Annotated in this window: 14 protein-coding genes; 6 read left to right on the forward strand and 8 right to left on the reverse strand. The window is 72.7% G+C overall.

Annotated features, from left to right (window positions below; translation table 11 throughout):
• Nucleotides 1-95: 95 nt before the first annotated feature.
• The 4 genes from QOM21_RS05025 to QOM21_RS05040 form a co-directional block, all read right to left on the reverse strand.
• Complete coding sequence (locus QOM21_RS05025; protein ID WP_407548512.1) at nucleotides 96-854, reverse strand: polyprenol monophosphomannose synthase; 759 nt, start codon at nucleotides 852-854, stop codon at nucleotides 96-98.
• Nucleotides 851-2524, reverse strand: a complete 1674-nt coding sequence (gene lnt, locus QOM21_RS05030) for an apolipoprotein N-acyltransferase (protein WP_407548513.1) — start codon at nucleotides 2522-2524, stop codon at nucleotides 851-853. Before lnt ends, QOM21_RS05025 begins: the two co-directional genes overlap by 4 nt.
• A gap of 539 nt (nucleotides 2525-3063) precedes the next feature.
• Complete coding sequence (locus QOM21_RS05035) at nucleotides 3064-4704, reverse strand: amidohydrolase (protein WP_407548514.1); 1641 nt, start codon at nucleotides 4702-4704, stop codon at nucleotides 3064-3066.
• Between the two features lie 56 nt (nucleotides 4705-4760).
• Complete coding sequence (locus tag QOM21_RS05040; protein ID WP_026170119.1) at nucleotides 4761-5201, reverse strand: Lrp/AsnC family transcriptional regulator; 441 nt, start codon at nucleotides 5199-5201, stop codon at nucleotides 4761-4763.
• A 209-nt stretch (nucleotides 5202-5410) separates the two neighbouring features.
• Here QOM21_RS05040 and QOM21_RS05045 point away from each other — a divergent pair, with 209 nt between their 5' ends.
• Nucleotides 5411-5839, forward strand: a complete 429-nt coding sequence (locus QOM21_RS05045) for a hypothetical protein (RefSeq protein WP_407548515.1) — start codon at nucleotides 5411-5413, stop codon at nucleotides 5837-5839.
• 21 nt (nucleotides 5840-5860) lie between these two features.
• Here the strand turns inward: QOM21_RS05045 and QOM21_RS05050 are convergent, their stop codons facing one another.
• From QOM21_RS05050 to QOM21_RS05060, 3 genes are all read right to left on the reverse strand, one after another.
• On the reverse strand, nucleotides 5861-6952 hold the full coding sequence (locus QOM21_RS05050; protein WP_407548516.1) for a phosphotransferase family protein: 1092 nt from the start codon (nucleotides 6950-6952) through the stop codon (nucleotides 5861-5863).
• Entirely contained in the window at nucleotides 6949-8121 is a 1173-nt protein-coding gene (locus QOM21_RS05055) for a hypothetical protein (protein ID WP_407548517.1), read from the reverse strand. The genes QOM21_RS05050 and QOM21_RS05055 overlap by 4 nt, the downstream gene beginning before the upstream one ends.
• A gap of 360 nt (nucleotides 8122-8481) precedes the next feature.
• Nucleotides 8482-9654, reverse strand: a complete 1173-nt coding sequence (locus QOM21_RS05060; RefSeq protein WP_407548518.1) for an acyl-CoA dehydrogenase family protein — start codon at nucleotides 9652-9654, stop codon at nucleotides 8482-8484.
• Between QOM21_RS05060 and QOM21_RS05065 the strand changes: the two genes are divergently transcribed.
• On the forward strand, nucleotides 9638-9790 hold the full coding sequence (locus QOM21_RS05065; RefSeq protein WP_393891308.1) for a hypothetical protein: 153 nt from the start codon (nucleotides 9638-9640) through the stop codon (nucleotides 9788-9790). The two genes, QOM21_RS05060 and QOM21_RS05065, sit on opposite strands and share 17 nt — an antisense overlap.
• A gap of 207 nt (nucleotides 9791-9997) precedes the next feature.
• A complete protein-coding gene (locus QOM21_RS05070; RefSeq protein WP_407548519.1) occupies nucleotides 9998-11290 on the forward strand; it encodes a glycoside hydrolase family 18 protein in 1293 nt (430 codons plus the stop codon).
• A 94-nt stretch (nucleotides 11291-11384) separates the two neighbouring features.
• Here the strand turns inward: QOM21_RS05070 and QOM21_RS05075 are convergent, their stop codons facing one another.
• Entirely contained in the window at nucleotides 11385-12041 is a 657-nt protein-coding gene (locus QOM21_RS05075) for a TetR/AcrR family transcriptional regulator (RefSeq protein WP_407548520.1), read from the reverse strand.
• 312 nt (nucleotides 12042-12353) lie between these two features.
• Here QOM21_RS05075 and QOM21_RS05080 point away from each other — a divergent pair, with 312 nt between their 5' ends.
• The 3 genes from QOM21_RS05080 to QOM21_RS05090 all read left to right on the forward strand — a co-directional run bounded on the left by QOM21_RS05080 (nucleotide 12354) and on the right by QOM21_RS05090 (nucleotide 15345).
• Complete coding sequence (locus QOM21_RS05080) at nucleotides 12354-12863, forward strand: DUF6230 family protein (RefSeq protein ID WP_407555579.1); 510 nt, start codon at nucleotides 12354-12356, stop codon at nucleotides 12861-12863.
• On the forward strand, nucleotides 12854-13822 hold the full coding sequence (locus QOM21_RS05085; protein WP_407548521.1) for a DUF6114 domain-containing protein: 969 nt from the start codon (nucleotides 12854-12856) through the stop codon (nucleotides 13820-13822). Before QOM21_RS05080 ends, QOM21_RS05085 begins: the two co-directional genes overlap by 10 nt.
• Before the next feature lie 206 nt (nucleotides 13823-14028).
• Nucleotides 14029-15345, forward strand: coding sequence for a GAF domain-containing protein (locus QOM21_RS05090; RefSeq protein ID WP_407548522.1), 1317 nt, complete (start codon nucleotides 14029-14031; stop codon nucleotides 15343-15345).
• The last annotated feature ends 57 nt before the right edge of the window (nucleotides 15346-15402 follow it).

Below are 15402 nucleotides of genomic sequence, written 5' to 3' on the forward strand. Positions count from 1 at the left end.
AGGGGCGCGCGTTGTCGAGCATCCGCTCACTGCGTCGCTCCCGGTCCGCGCCCGGAAGAGACCGGCGGACCGCCGTCAGCGGCTGTCAGCGGCTGTCAGCGGCCGCGGATCTTGCCCACGCGGGAGCCGATGCCCCAGGCCGTGACCCGCCACAGCGCCTCGACGACGATGTCCCGGCTCATCTTGCTGTCGCCCAGCTCCCGCTCGACGAAGGTGATCGGCACCTCGACGACGTGGCAGCCGGCCTGGACGGCACGGCGGGCCAGGTCGACCTGGAAGCAGTAGCCCTGGGAGGCGATCTCGTCCAGGCCGAGGCCCTTGAGGCTCTCGGCGCGAAAGGCCCGGAAACCACCGGTCACATCGCGGATCGGGACGTCCAGCAGGATGCGGGAGTAGGTGCTGCCGCCGCGGGAGAGCATCTCGCGGGTCTTGGGCCAGTTCACGACGCGGCCGCCGGGCACCCAGCGGGAGCCGAGGACGAGGTCGGCGCCCTTGAGGGCGGTGAGCAGCCGGGGCAGTTCCTCGGGCTGGTGGGAGCCGTCTGCGTCCATCTCCACCAGCACGCCGTAGCCGTTGTCGATGCCCCACCGGAAGCCCGCGAGGTAGGCGGCGCCGAGTCCTTCCTTGCCCTTGCGGTGCAGGACGTGGACCTGCTCGTCGGAGGCGGCCAGCTCATCGGCGAACTTGCCGGTGCCGTCAGGGCTGTTGTCGTCGGCGACGAGCACATGCGCCTCGGGGACGGCGGACCGCACCCGCGAGACGATCGGCTTGATGTTCTCCGCCTCGTTGTACGTCGGAATGATCACCAAGGTGGTGCCGAGCGGACCGTACTGCCGCTGACCGCCGTCTGTCACTGCTGCCCCTTCTCGTCCTTCGAACGCCCGCGCCGGCCGATGACTGTCGCGGCGGCGCAGGACAGAAGCCCAACGATAGCGAGCGCCCACTCGGGTGCGGCACCGACGCGGTCGGCGAGCGTCGTTTCGTCGCGCAGCGGGATGCGCGCGGACACCACGCCCCGGGTGAATTCCGGGATCTGGTGCGTGACGGTGCCGTCCGGGGCGACGACGGCGCTGATGCCGCTGGTGGCGGCGGTGACGACGGCCCGGCCGTGCTCGACGGCGCGGAGCTTGGACATGGCCAGCTGCTGTTCCGGCTGGCCGGTACGGCCGTAGGTGGCGTTGTTGGTCTGGATGACCAGGGCGCGGGCTCCGGCGTCGACCGTCTCGTGGACGATCTCGTCGTAGGCGACCTCGAAGCAGATGACATCACCGAGCTCGGCGGGTCCGATCTTCAGCACGCCGGTGTGGTCACCGGGGTAGAAGTCGCGGGGCACCCGCTGGAAACGCGTGATGATCTTGCTGAGCTGCTCGCGGAACGGCACGTACTCGCCGAACGGCACCGGGTGCTGCTTGGTGTACGAGGCGCCCGGGCCCTTCTTCGGGTCCCAGACGATGCCCTCGTTGAAGACATAGCCCTGCCGGGACGGGTGGTCGACCAGGGCGCCGACGAGCACGGGGACGCCGATCGCCTTCACCGCCTCGTCGATCCGGTCGTATGCCTGTGGGTACTGGAACGGGTCGAGGTCGGAGGAGTTCTCCGGCCAGATGACCAGATCGGGCTTCGTCGCCCTGCCCGCCTTGATGTCGGCCGCGAGCTTCTCGGTGGCCGTGGCGTGGTTGTCGAGGATCTTCATCGGGCGGCCAAGGAAGTCCATACCGGCTTGCTGGACGTTGCCCTGGACGACGGCGATGTCGACGGTGTCGTCGGCCTTGGTGGGGACGGGCACGGCCGCGCCGGCCACGGTGAGGGCCGCGGCCAGCCCGAACGCCTCCAGGGCCGGGACCGCGCGGCGCAGCGTGCCCGAGCCCCGCAGGCCCCACAGGATGGCGGCGCAGGCGGCCAGCAGGGTGCCGGTCAGGGCGACCGCGAAGGCGACCAGCGGGGCGCCGCCCAGCGCGGCGAGCGGCGTGAACGGCGAGGCGGTGTTGGCGAAGGCGAGCCGTCCCCAGGGGAAGCCGCCGAACGGCAGGCGGTCGCGGGCCCACTCCTCCGCGACCCAGAGGCAGGCGGCCCACAGCGGCCAGGCCGGCAGCCGCGAGGTGCCGGCCAGCGCGGCCCCCAGGAGGGTCACGAAGAGCGCCTGGACGACGGAGAGTCCGATCACCGCGTCCCAGCCGATGACATGCAGCCACTTCAACAGGATCAGGAAGAAGGGCACGCCGAAGGCAAAGCCCGTCCAGGCGCCCTGACGGACGCTCCGGCCGCGGGTCAGCAGCGAGAGCGCGGCCACGGCCACCAGGGACAGCGGCCACAGGTCGTACGGCGGGAAGGCGAAGCCCAGCGCCACCCCGGAGACGACGGCCACGCCGGTGCGCGGTGCCGTACGGCGGGCGAGCGCGAGGAGCCGACGGGCGCGGCCGGGACGGCTCCGCGCGTCGGCCGAGCCCGTCTCTGTGGGCGGCACCGGGCCGTCGGGCGAGGTGCCGCTGACGGCTTCTACGGTGGTGTCGGAACCCGATGGCACGGTCGCGCCTTCCTTCAGGTCGTGCGGTGGTGAGCTGACCGTACATCGGGTGGCCGCGGTTGCGGGTGCGGGGTGCGCGCGGTAGAGGGCGCAGCGGGAGGGTGCGGATCGGGGCCCGGCGCCCTTCGGGCCGACCTGGGGCCCGCTGGCTGCGGGTCGACCGAAAGCCGTTGTCTACTGAGCATCCGGGCCCCACCCGGGTCGCACCTTCCCCCACGCTCTGAAGGAGCAGGGAGGGACCCCCATCCGGCCGAAACCAATCCGGCGCGTCGGGCCGCTGATGCTGGACCTGGCTCCCAGCGGCGGTGTGCCGGTTGGCACCCCGCCCCATGGCCCAGCTGCGTTCGACGACTGCGCGGAGGTCTCCCGATCGGACGTCCTGGTGGTGGACTCGGCCGAACCTACCGGCCGCCGACCGCCTGCTGTCAACAGGTGCCCCGCCTGCGTCGTTTTCGCGTCGCGCCAGGTCAGTGGCGCGCCTTCGCAGGTCGGGCGAGTAGCCGCACGGACGTCCTCGGGCGGCACGTGCCCGCGCGATGTCACTCGTTCGGCCGCCCGAAGACCGTCCGGCCGCCGACGACGGTGGTCAGGCATTCCGGGAGGGCGCTGCCGGGGGTGAGATCGGGCAGGCCAGGGGTGCCGGAGCGGGGGTCGGTCGACCACCGCTGGACACGCTCGTCGGGGGCCTGGACGAGGAGGTCTCCGGTGCGCCAGACCGCGTAGTCGGCGGGGGCGCCGGGGACCAGGATGCCCGCGTCGTCCCGGCCGATGGCGCGCCAGCCGCCGCGGGTGTGCGCGGTGAACGCGGCGCGGGCGGAGATGCCGTGGTCGCGGGTGCGGTGGAAGACGGCGGCGCGCAGCGTGCCCCAGGGGCCGAGCGGGGTGACCGGGCTGTCAGACCCGAGGGCGAGCGGCACTCCGGCCTTGAGCATGGCGGCGTACGGGTTGAGGGTGCGTGCGCGGTCGGCGCCCAGGCGGGCGGCGTACATGCCGCTTCCGCCGCCCCAGGCCGCGTCGAAGGCGGGCTGGACGGAGGCGGTCAGGGCCAGATCGGCGAAGGCGGCGAGGGTGGCGTCGGTGAGCATCTCGGCGTGTTCGACGCGGTGCCGGGCGGCGCGCACACGCTGCAGGCCGACGCGGTCGGCGGCGGCACGTACGCCGTCGACGACGGTGGTCAGGGCGGCGTCGCCGATGGCGTGGAACCCGGCCTGGAGGCCGGCTTCGGTGCAGGCGGCGACGTGCGCGGCGACCTCCTCGGCGGTGAGGTGCGCGCTGCCGGTGTGCGGGGCGTCGGCGTACGGGGCGTGGAGGTGGGCGGTGTGCGAGCCGAGGGAGCCGTCGACGAAGAGGTCTCCGGCGGCACCGACGGCGCCCAGCTCACGGATCCGGTCGGCTTCCTTTGCGGTTGCGATCTTTTCGGCCCAGTAGCCGACGACCCGCGGGCCGTGCCCCTCCGCGGCCAGGGCGAGCAGGGCGGTGAAGTCGTCCTCACCGGAGATGTCCGGGCCGGCGCACTCGTGGAGGGTGCCGATGCCGAGGGAGGCGGCGCGGGCGAGGGCGGCGGCCTGGGCGTCGGCGCGCTGGGCGGGGGTGAGCGTGGCGTACGCGGTCTGCCGCACCGCGTGGTGGGCGTCGCCGGTCAGCGGGGCGTCCGGGCGGAAGCCGGTGCGCTCCCGGATGCCCGGGACGAGGTCGAGCAGGGCGGTGGTGACGACGGCGGAGTGCACGTCGACCCGGGTGAGGTAGAGGGGACGGCCGCCGGCGGCGTCGTCCAGTTCGGCTCGGGACGGCGGGCGGCCCTCGGGCCAGGCGGTGGTGTCCCAGCCGTGGCCGAGGAGGATCCTGTCCGCCGGGCGGGCCGTGGCGTGGGCACGGATCCGGGCCAGCGCGTCGGGCAGCGTGGCGGCGCCGGAGAGGTCGAGGCCGGTGAGCGCGAGGCCGGTCGCCGTGGTGTGCACATGTGCGTCCGTGAACGCGGGGGTGACCAGTGCGCCATCGAGGTGAACGGTCTCGTCGACGCCGTCGGCGAAGGAGTCGGCGGCGCCCTCCTCGCCGACCCAGGCGATGCTGCCGCCCTCCACGACCATGGCGGTGGCGAACGGGTCCGCGGGACTGTGCACCTCACCGCCGCGCAGCAGAACGGTTCGGGGACGGGCCGGGTCGGGGGTGCGCTCGCTCATACCGGACAGTTTGCCGCCTGCGCACGCGGGGGCCGCGCGCGGGGTCGGATGCCCGGTCAGATGCGGGGCGGCCGGGCCTCGTACGGGGTGGAGAGCACGACCGTGGTGCGGGTGGAGACACCGGCCAGGGTGCGGATGCGGGTGAGCAGGTGCTCAAGCTCCAGCGGGGTGGCGACCCTGACCTTGAGGATGTAGTTCTCGTCGCCGGCGACGCTGTGGCATGCCTCCAGCTCGGGGACCTCGGCGAGCCGATCGGCGATGTCGTCCGGCGCGCTGGGGTCGAAGGGTTTGACCGAGATGAAGGCGGTGAGCGGCAGCCCCACGGCTTCGGGGTCCACGATGGCCGCATAGCCCCGGATGACACCGCGCTGTTCGAGGCGGCGCACACGCTGATGCACCGCCGAGGTCGAAAGGCCGGTCGCCTTGCCCAGGTCGGTGTAGCTCATCCGCCCGTCCTTGACGAGAAGATCCACGATTTGTCGGTCCAGCTCCTCCACCCGCTCAACTTACTGCGCCCGGGCGCATGCGCGCACCGCGCGCCGGATCGTGGACGCCCCCGCACCGACCAGTGTGACGAATGCCACACGTGCGCCCCCGTGTCCGTCGGGCGGCGGCGATTATGCGTGCGGCATGAGGGGAATTGCTGGTGGTGGCCGGGGCCGCCCGTCACAGGAAGTCAGCGGTCCGACCGGCCCACCCGAGGGGGATGGACATCATGCGACGCCTGAAGCAGGAATCCGCTGCGGCGAACGTCGGCGCCCAGGAGGGCGACAGTCCCGGTTCCACCGGCGACGACGACACGTACGAAGCATTCGAGACCTTTGAGATCTACCGGGTGACCTGCCCGGACTGCGCGCAGCCGATCGCGCTGCTCGCGGACGAGGACACGCTTCCCGAGCACGCGCTGTGCCCCTCGCCGTGGAACCCCTTCGGCCTGACGGTGTGCCAGGGGTCGGGGCGGCCGGTGGCCGAGGCCCCGTCGACCGACGACACCCTGGACACCCAGGAGCAGGACGCGGCCATGCTGCTGACGCTCCCGGAGGGCCTGGACTGGCGCCGTCAGCCCTTCTCGCACGTCGGAGGGCCCGGCACCCGGCCGGCCCGGGTCGAGCCCCAGGTGCGCCGCCAGGTCTGAGCCGGACCGGTGCCGGCGGCCTCACCAGTAACGGCCGGCGAGCATGGCCTCCAGCGTGTCCCGGTGCAGGATCAGCGCATCGGGCTCGTCGGGGGCGGCCGCCTCGCCGAAGTGGATCCGCCGGTAGGCCACCCTCAGCATGACGATCGCGTGCCGCAGCGCCGCGTAAAGGGTGTGGAACTCCATGTCGCGGGGCGGATGCCCGGTGAGCCGGGCGTAGCGCCCCTCGACGCCGTCGCGCCGCAGGAGGCCGGGAAGCCCGCGCTGTCCTGCGGCGACGGTGAGGTCCTGGAAGAAGCGGTGCAGATACACCATCCAGCCCAGGTCGAGCTCGCGGGGCCCGAGGGCGGCCATCTCCCAGTCCAGTACGGCCGCCGGTGTGAAACCGTCGTAGACGATATTGCCGATCCTGGCGTCTCCCCAGGTCAGTACCGTCTCGCCGGGATCGGACGGCCAGTGGTCCGCGAGCCATCGGAAGCCGCGCTCGATCAGTGGTGAGCGGGGGCGTCCCTGCACGACCCAGGCGTAGTACGCATGTTGGGCCTCGACGTGACGGCGCAAGGCCGTTCCCGGGCCGGGCGTGGCGAGGAAGTCGGCCGCTCCGGAAGGCACTTGATCGTGCAGGCGGGCGAGGACCGAGACGCTGGCACCCTCCAGGTGCTCCCGTTCGGCGTCGGTGGCCGCGTGCAGCCAACTCCCCTCGTACGTATAGGGCATGACGTCCGGCGGGACGCGGCCGGCGGCACGCGCCATGACGAAGAACGGCGCGCCGAGGTGCGCCGGATCCTCCTCCAGCCACAGGGTGCGGGGCACCGGGAGGTCGGTGTGCTCGGCGACCAGGCGCATGGTGCGGTACTGCCGGGCCATGTCGTAGCGGGGGAAGACGGTGTACGCCGTGGGGTCGGCGGCCAGCCGTAGGGCGCAGGAGCGGACCGGCGCGCCCGGGTGGTCGATGTCGAAGAGCAGCGTTTCGCTTGACATGCCGTTGGAGTCGGGGACGGTCGCCCCGACGGCGCGGGCGCCGGGCAGGCGGGTTCCGAGCCAGGTGGTGAGGCGGCGGGTGAGCGCCTCGGGGTCGCGGGTGGTGGTCCGGGGGCGGGGCGCGGTGGTCATCGGCCGGTCTCCTCCTGCGCGGAGGGCCGCGATGCGTCGGGAGCGGCTCCGGGGGCCACGGAGTCGTAGCCGGTGAAGCCGCTGGGGTCGTGCCGCCCGAAGCTGCCGTGCTCGAAGATGCCGTACCCGGTACGGCCGTCGAGGGTGAAGCGGGCCGCGTGGTCGGTGACGCCGTAGGCAGCGAGCGGGTGGGCCGCGGGGTCGGAGAGGTCGTAGTCGCGGCGGTCGGTCCAGCCGCGCCCTCGCCAGGTGCCGTGCTGCCAGTCGTCGGCCGGCGGGTAGCCGGCGCCGACCGCGAGGGGCGAGGCGGTGAGGATCTCCGCGGTGAGGGTGAGGGGTTTGCGGGCCGGGTCGGTGAGGTGGATGACGGCGCGCTCGGGGTGGCGGGTGCCGGGCCGGTAGGTGATGTCCGTGTGCGGCCAGCCGAGTTGGGTGTCGCGCGCCCCCTCGCGGACGGATACGGCCTCGTTGAGCGTGCGGTGGCCGTCGGCGTCCTCCTGGACGATGACCATGAGGAAGCGGTCGTCGAAGCGCACCGGGCACCACACCCAGTGGAAGCCCTCGGGCCGCAGTTCCTCGGCGGCGCGGCCGCCGTCCTCACCGGGGATGGGGCGCACGCCCCAGCTGCGGTCCCTGGTGCCGGTCCACTCCCCCGTCGTGACGGCGATCTCCTGTCCGCCGACGCGGATCGTGCCCTCGCAGGTGCCCGCCTGCACGAAGCGGCGGCCTTCGAGCATCAGGCGGTCGCCGCGGTACTGGGTGTGGTGGGGCTCCCAGGTGGCGGGGAAGGCCGCCGACCACGTCAGGTCGTAGGCGAGGCCGTCCGGGTCGTCAGGGTCGGCGGCGCAGGTCAGGCGCAGCCGCCGGAGCGGCTCCTCGACGGTGATGCCGAGCGGGCCGACGGTGAGCGCCATGCGATCGTCGCTGAGCGCGTCGGAGGCCCGTACGGCGTGCAGCCGGTCGCCGAGACGGAGGGTGGCGTAGGCGTCGATGACACCGGTGTTGGGGTAGACGCCGAGGCCGACGATGAGCAGGGCGCGGCCCGAGTGGTCCATGACGTGGAAGATGCACCGGTCGTAGGCGTTGCGGTCGCCGGTGGCGACGTGCCGCATGGACAGCGGAGCCTGGTGGATCGGGTATTCGTCGAGCGCGATCGGGCGGTCGGACACGGTCTCCTCCTGGACGCGCGGTCAGCACGGTCGTCGCCCGGAGTGCGGTTCGGGCAGCGGGAGTTGACGGTACGTCAGGAAGTGGTGAGCGGCCATAGCCGCGGCGGGAGCCAAGCCGCCATGAGCCGGCCGGAACCCTCTCGCCGCTTGGCGCTTTGTGGCTGAAGAATGGCGCAAATACGCCCGGCTCCCCCCACGGGAGCCGGGCGTACGACTGGGGGACGCCGACCGGCGTCGAAGCGCCCCGGCCGGCGCGAACGGGCCGGGGCGGCGGTGGCACGCCGGCCTGCCGTCAGCGCACCTCTGCCGGCGATGTCGACTCTGGCGGCCACTGCCGGCAGAGCCGCTCCGGCGGCTCCGTCAGCGCGATTCGGGGCCCGCCAGATGGCGGGCGATGACCATCCGCTGGATCTGGTTGGTGCCCTCGACGATCTGCAGGACCTTGGCCTCGCGCATGTAGCGCTCGGCCGGGAAGTCCAGCGTGTAGCCGTAGCCGCCGAGGAGCTGGACGGCGTCGGTGGTCACCCGCATCGCGGTGTCGGTGCAGAAGAGCTTGGCCATCGCCGCCTCCTTGGAGAACGGCAATCCGGCATCGCGCAGCCGGGCGGCACTGAGATAGAGCGCTCGGCCCGCCTCCACCTGGGTGGCCATATCGGCCAGCATGAAGCGCAGGCCCTGGAAGTCGGCGATCGGACGGCCGAACTGGCGGCGCGTGGCGGTGTAGGCCAGCGCTTCGTCCAGCGCCGCCTGGGCGACGCCGATGGCGCATGCCGCGATCCCCAGCCGGCCGGACTCCAGGGCGGAGAGGGCGATGGGGAAGCCCTGCCCCTCCTCACCGAGGCGGCGGGAGTCGGGGACGCGGACGCCGTCGAAGTGCAGCTGGGCGGTCGGCGAGCCCTTCATGCCCATCTTCCGCTCGGGCTGGGCGGCGCTCAGGCCCTCGGCGTCGCCGGGGACCAGGAACGCCGTGATGCCGTGGGAGCCGCTGCTGCCGGTGCGGGCCAGGACGGTATAGAAATCGGCCACGCCGCCGTGGGTGATCCACGCCTTGGTGCCGTTCAGCGTCCAGGTGTCGCCGTCCCGGGTGGCGCGCGTGGTCAGGGAGGCCGCGTCGGAGCCCGAAGCGGGTTCGGAGAGGCAGTACGCGCCCAGGAGCCCGCCGCCGAGCATGGCCGGAAGGTGCTCGGCGCGCTGCTCCTTGCTGCCGTATCCGGCCAGCGCGTGACAGGAGAGGGTGTGCACGCTGACGCCGAGGCCGACGGTGAGGCGGGCGGCCGCGAGCTCCTCCAGGACCTGGAGGTACACCTCGTAGGGCTGGTCGCCGCCGCCGAATTCCTCGGCGAAGGGGAGGGACAGCAGACCGGCTTCCGACAGCAGCCGGAAGGTCTCGCGCGGGAAGTGCCCGGCGTCCTCCTCCTCGGCGGCCAGCGGCCGGATCTCGCGCTCGGTGAGCTCGCGTACGAGCGTCATCAGAGCGTGGGCTTCCTCCGTGGGCAGCCTGCGGTCCACCGGCTGGATGCCGTACTCGGTCATGGCGGCGCTCTCCTCCCTGTCGGGCGCTGCGGCGACGCTCGCGCGGGGTGAGGCGGCGACGCCGGGTTTCCGTGGTGCCGAGCCGATGATCGCCTTCCGGGTCGCGGACGGCGGTGACCTGCAGCTGTGGCGCTAGGAGTATGCCCGATCGGCGGCCCCACGTCACGGGTTGATCTTCAGCCGTTGGCCGAAGGACACCGGGACGCACCCCGTCACCAAATTGGTCCGAACCATTGACCCCAGTGGTCTAGTCCTTCTACCTTCTGCTCCAACGTTCAACGCGTTCATGCCAATTCGGAACGCAGGTCAGGCTCCACCCTCGATCCCCCTCCGAGGAGACGACATGCTCAGACCGCACCGGAAGCGATCACCGCGCAGGCTGATCGCCGCCGCCACCACACTGTGTACGGCGGCGCTGGCCGGCGCCCTGCTCGCCGGATCGGCCACCGCCCTCCCGGCCGGCGCCCCCACCGCCGCGCGGCCCGCTGCCGCGACCGCCGCGCAGCCGACCGCCGCACAGCCGACCGCCGCGGGCAACAAGGTCGTCGGATACTTCACCAACTGGGGTGTCTACGACCGCAATTACCACGTCAAGAACATCGAGACGTCGGGGTCCGCCGCCAAGCTGACCCACATCAACTACGCCTTCGGCAACGTCCAGGGCGGCAAGTGCGCGATCGGCGACTCCTACGCCGACTACGACAAGGCGTACACCGCCGACCAGAGCGTCGACGGCAAGGCCGACACCTGGGACGCCGGTGCGCTGCGCGGCAACTTCAACCAGCTGCGCAAGCTCAAGAAGCTGCACCCCGACCTCAAGGTGATCTGGTCGTTCGGCGGCTGGACCTGGTCCGGAGGGTTCACCGAGGCGGCCAAGAACCCCGACGCCTTCGCCCAGTCCTGCCTGGACCTGGTCGAGGACAAGCGCTGGGCGGATGTCTTCGACGGCATCGACATCGACTGGGAGTACCCCAACGCCTGCGGTCTGACCTGCGACAGCAGCGGCAGGGACGCCTTCACCAAGGTCATGAAGTCGCTGCGCGCGAAGTTCGGGACGGGCAACCTCGTGACCGCGGCGATCACCGCGGACGCGTCCGCCGGGGGCAAGATCGAAGCCACCGACTACGCGGGCGCGGCGCAGTACGTCGACTGGTACAACCCGATGACGTACGACTACTTCGGTGCGTGGGACGCCAAGGGGCCGACGGCGCCGCATTCCCCGCTGGCGTCGTACAGCGGCATCCCCAAGGCCGGGTTCAACACCACCGACACCACCAAGAAGCTCAAGGACCTCGGCGTTCCGGCCGGGAAGCTGCTGCTGGGCATCGGCTTCTACGGGCGCGGCTGGAGCGGCGTCACCCAGGACGCACCGGGTGGTACGGCCACCGGCGCGGCGCCGGGCAAGTACGAGGCCGGCATCGAGGACTACAAGGACCTCAAGGGACGCTGCCCGGCCACCGGCAAGGTGGGCGGCACGGCCTACGCCAAGTGCGGTGACCAGTGGTGGAGTTACGACACTCCCGAGACCATCGGCACGAAGATGGCCTTCAAGGACGCGCAGGGCATGGGCGGCACGTTCTTCTGGGAGCTGAGCGGTGACACCTCCAACGGCGAGCTGATCAAGGCGATCCGCTAGCCGCGGCGGTACACCTACGACGAGGGCGGGAGGCTGCGGCCTCCCGCCCTTGCGTGTGCCCACCGGGCCGGGGCCGCCCCCTTACGCCGTGGTCTCACAGCTGCGGGCGGTGCGGCGCCGGCCAGCTCGGTTCGTACTCCTCGACGAGCCGGAGCGTGTCCCCCAGGCCGCGCACCAGCAGCGCCACCACCGTCTCGCGCGGCACCTGGCGTTCGGCGATCCAGTCCAGGGTGACGCCCTCGACGCCGGCGAGCCAGCCGACCAGCGCGGTACGGGCCAGCGGCGGGATGTCCTCCCGCCCCCAGGCGCCCCGCGCGATGGTGGCGAGCAACTCGGCGCGGACGGTTTCCCGGATCGCCAGCACCTCCGCGTCGAACCCCACGCCACCGCTGATGATGGCGCGGTAGGCGGCCTGGTGGTGCTCGGCGTAGCGCAGATAGCCGTCGACGGTGCGCTGGACGCGTTCCACGGGCGGCAGGTCGTGGGTGCTGCCCGCCCGCTCGACCAACTCGGCCACCGCGTCCTCGATGATGGCGAGGTAGTAGCCGCGCTTGTTGGTGAAGTAGTAGTAGATCAAGCCCTTGGCGACCCCGGCCTGCCGCGCGATGTCGTCCATGGACAGCGCGTCGTAGGACGTGTCGGCGAACAACTTCCGCCCAGTGGTTATCAGTTCGGCGCGCCGCGCCTGGGAGCGTTCGGTGGCGCGGGCGCCTCGGGGAGCGACCCTGCCACCCTGTTGACTATTATTCAAAATCCGCCCTACTCTCCAACTGCCAAGAGTTTTGCGCAGTATGACAGCCCATCACACCTGCGGAGCAGGTCTCGCAGGGGCTCGGTGAAGCACTTCCCTCGCGCACCCGTACGTGTCCGCGGCTGCGCGTGCCCCACGGTTCGCGGCGGCCTTCGCCCGCGGCCGTCGGCACGCCCGGAGCCGGTCGATCGCTGCCCCGGGGAGGACGCAGTGAGCACGGATCCCACAACGCCCGAAGGGCGAACCGCCTGGAAGAAGAGCGCCGTGGTGGCGCTGCCCGCCGTGCTCGCCGTGGGCGCGCTGGCGACGGTGATGGCGCAGGGCGCACTGGCCGCGTCCTTCGCCGTGTCCGGCACCCACTTCCAGGTCTCGTCGGGGAAGCTGACCAGCAGCGGTCTCTCCTCCTACGTCCACACCGACCGGGACGCGGACGGCCGGGGCCACTCCGTCGCCCTGCTCGGCATCGGGAAGGCCACCCTCGCCGATATCTGCCAGTCCGCCCAGGTCAAGACCCCGGTCGGCACGGTCGTGTTCAAGCTGACCGCCGGCGGCGAAGCGGGGGCGGTGACCGCCGACAGCCTGGTCATCGACGGCGAGGACCTGGTGGGCGACGCCCGCTTCGGTACCGCCCAGATCGGCCGGGACGCCGCCTCGCTCGACGCCGTACCGGGCGTGCGCGGTCCGAAGGGCGCGTTCGGTCTGCAGGCCGGTGACATCGAGGTCGCCGGCGTGAAGTCGCACGCTTGGTCCGCCACCGGAGGCAACTTCCGCCTCAAGGGGCTGCGGGTGAGTGTGAGTCTGGACGGCTCGAAGTGCTTCTGAGCGCCGGACGTGCCCGGTGGGGCGCCCGGCTCGAACGGAAGCTGCCGTGGCCGCGGCGGCGCGCGGTGTTCCGGCGTTGGCGGCGGACCCGGCCGTTCTGGGCCGGGCTCCTGCTCGTGCTCGGCGGGGCCGAGTTGCTGCTGGTCCCGCTGTCGCCGCTGACCGTCCTGGTGAGCCTGGGGCTCGGCGGGCTCGCCGCCCTGGGCATCGGGCTGGCCCTGATGGTCGCGGGAGTGTTCCTGTGGTGCACCCCATCCGCCCGCCATTACGTCAGCGTCAACGCGCTGATTCTGTCGGTGCTCTCCTTCGCCGCGACCAACCTCGGCGGCTTCCTGGTGGGGATGGGCCTGGGGATCGCCGGCAGCGCCATGGGGTTCGGCTGGAAGCCGGGGCGGGCCCCCGACCGCGACGCGCCCGCACACCGGCCGTCCGCCCGCGACGGCACGGGCAGCAAGGTGCTCGCCGTCGCGCTGCCCCTCGCGCTGCTCACCTCCCTCGGCGGCCCGGCCCCGAGGGCGGCGGCGGACGGGATCCCCGCGCCTCCGACACCACCGACCGTGAGCACGACGCTGTTCGCGCCGAAGGGCTTCCTGCTGGCGGGCGTCACGACCGTGCCGACGGCCGACGGGCCGCTCTCCGCGATGGTGCTGAAGATGCAGGCCGCCTCGCTCACCGATTACCGCCTCACCACGAGGGACGGCGGGCCCCCGCTGCACCTGAGCGCCGACGCGCTGAACCTCAGCGGCGAGGTGACGCTCTACCTCACCAGGTTCAGCGGCTGCCTCGAGGGCGTGATCTGCCTGACCTTCACCCCCGACACCCTGCCGGTGCCACCGGTCGTACCCCCCTTCGTCTTCATGACGGACGTACAGGCGGAACAGGCGCTCGTGACCTCGGACCTGATCACCGCGGACGGGCTGAGGCTGGGCGCCGGGGGCCGGTCGGCGAGGGCGTCCTGACGACCTGCGGACTGCCCTCATGCCGCCTCCTCCCGGTTCCGCCCGAGGCCCTGTGCCGGCCGCCCGCTCACCCTCCCGGTGCCCGGCCGCATGCGGTCAACAGCAGCATCACGGCGGCAGGTTGAGGTCGGCGGGGTTTACGGGCCCGCCCGCTGCGAGCACCATCGGCGGTAACGGGGCAGGCAGCAGCACCGGAGAGGTGACACGTGGTCAACCCTTGGCTGGCGATGGAGGCGGGCACCGATCCCGTCGAGCGCACGCGCACGGTACGGCGGGCGCATGAGGCGTTCCTGGCCGGCGAGGCCGTCGCACCACCCGTCCGCCGGGTGGTCGCGGAGTCCTGGCGCCGCTCGGCCGACGCCCGGGCCACCTCCGACGGCGCCGCCCCCATCGAACTGGACGGCACCGCACTGCACAGCTACCGCGACGCGCACCCCCTCGCCCGCGCGATGCCCGTCTTCCGCGACCTGCTCGGTGCCATCGCCGAGGACGGCGCGCATCTGCTGGCCGTCTGCGACCCGCTGGGCCGCCTGCTGTGGGTCGAGGGGCACCAGGGGGTTCTGCGCAAGGCGGAGCAGATGAACTTCGTCGTCGGCGCCCGCTGGGACGAGCGGCACGCCGGCACCAACGCGCCGGGGACGGCGCTCGCCTCCGACCACGCCGTGCAGATCTTCGCGGCGGAGCACTACAACCGGCAGGTCCAGCGCTGGACCTGCGCCGCGGCGCCCCTGCACGACCTGCGGACCGGACGCCTGCTGGGCGCCGTCGACATCACCGGCGGCGACCACCTCGCGAGCCCGCACAGCCTGGCCCTGGTGCAGGCCACCGCGCGCGCCGCGGAAGCCCACCTCGCCGCGTCGGCGCGCGAGCCGGGCGTCTTCCTGACGGCGCTGGGGCGGGACGAGGCGCTGCTGGTCGTCGACGGTGAGCGGCTGCGGCTCGGCCGCCGGCACAGCGAGATCATGGTGCTGCTCGCCCAGCACCCCGAGGGGCTGACGGGAGATCAGCTCTCGGTGTCCCTGTACGGCGAACGCGAGATGCGCCCGGTGACGCTGCGGGCCGAGATGTCCCGGCTGCGGCATCTGGTGGGCCCGCTGATCAGCTCCCGTCCGTATCGCCTCGGCCGTCCCGTGGAGACCGATCTCGCCGCGGCCGAGCGGGAAGTGTCCGACGGCCTGCTCGATGCCGCCCTGGACACCTATCGCGGGCCGCTGCTGCCGCTGTCCGAGGCACCCGGTGTACGGCGGCTGCGCGACGGCCTGGCGGATCGGATGCGTCGCGCGCTGCTCGGCACGCGGGACCCCGGCCGGCTGTGCCGGTGGTCCCACACTCCCTGGGGAGAGGACGACCTGGAGATCTGGGAGGCCCTGGTCGACGCCCTCCCCGAGCGCTCGCCGGCACGCTCCGCGCCGAGCGCCACCGCCCGCAGGCTGCGCGCCGCGTACGGCCTGACCGCCGGTCCGGCCACCCCGCGGACCCGGCCCGCGCGGCGCGCAACGTTCGCGCAACCTCCGCCGCCCTAGCGTGCCGCGCAACGCCCGCCGCACGGGAGCGGCGGGCACCGCGTCGAATGCGATTGG

Origin of the sequence: Streptomyces sp. Pv4-95 (assembly GCF_045782725.1) — a bacterium.
Classification (GTDB): Bacteria; Actinomycetota; Actinomycetes; order Streptomycetales; family Streptomycetaceae; genus Streptomyces.

Bases quoted from the DNA above. Each gene is read 5' to 3' on its own strand.
- QOM21_RS05065 (WP_393891308.1), top strand. From the start codon at position 9,638: ATGCCGTACTCGGTCATGGCGGCGCTCTCCTCCCTGTCGGGCGCTGCG.
- QOM21_RS05050 (WP_407548516.1), bottom strand. From the start codon at position 6,952: ATGACCACCGCGCCCCGCCCCCGGACCACCACCCGCGACCCCGAGGCG.
- QOM21_RS05080 (WP_407555579.1), top strand. From the start codon at position 12,354: ATGGCGCAGGGCGCACTGGCCGCGTCCTTCGCCGTGTCCGGCACCCAC.
- QOM21_RS05070 (WP_407548519.1), top strand. From the start codon at position 9,998: ATGCTCAGACCGCACCGGAAGCGATCACCGCGCAGGCTGATCGCCGCC.
- QOM21_RS05045 (WP_407548515.1), top strand. From the start codon at position 5,411: ATGGACATCATGCGACGCCTGAAGCAGGAATCCGCTGCGGCGAACGTC.
- QOM21_RS05060 (WP_407548518.1), bottom strand. From the start codon at position 9,654: ATGACCGAGTACGGCATCCAGCCGGTGGACCGCAGGCTGCCCACGGAG.
- QOM21_RS05035 (WP_407548514.1), bottom strand. From the start codon at position 4,704: ATGAGCGAGCGCACCCCCGACCCGGCCCGTCCCCGAACCGTTCTGCTG.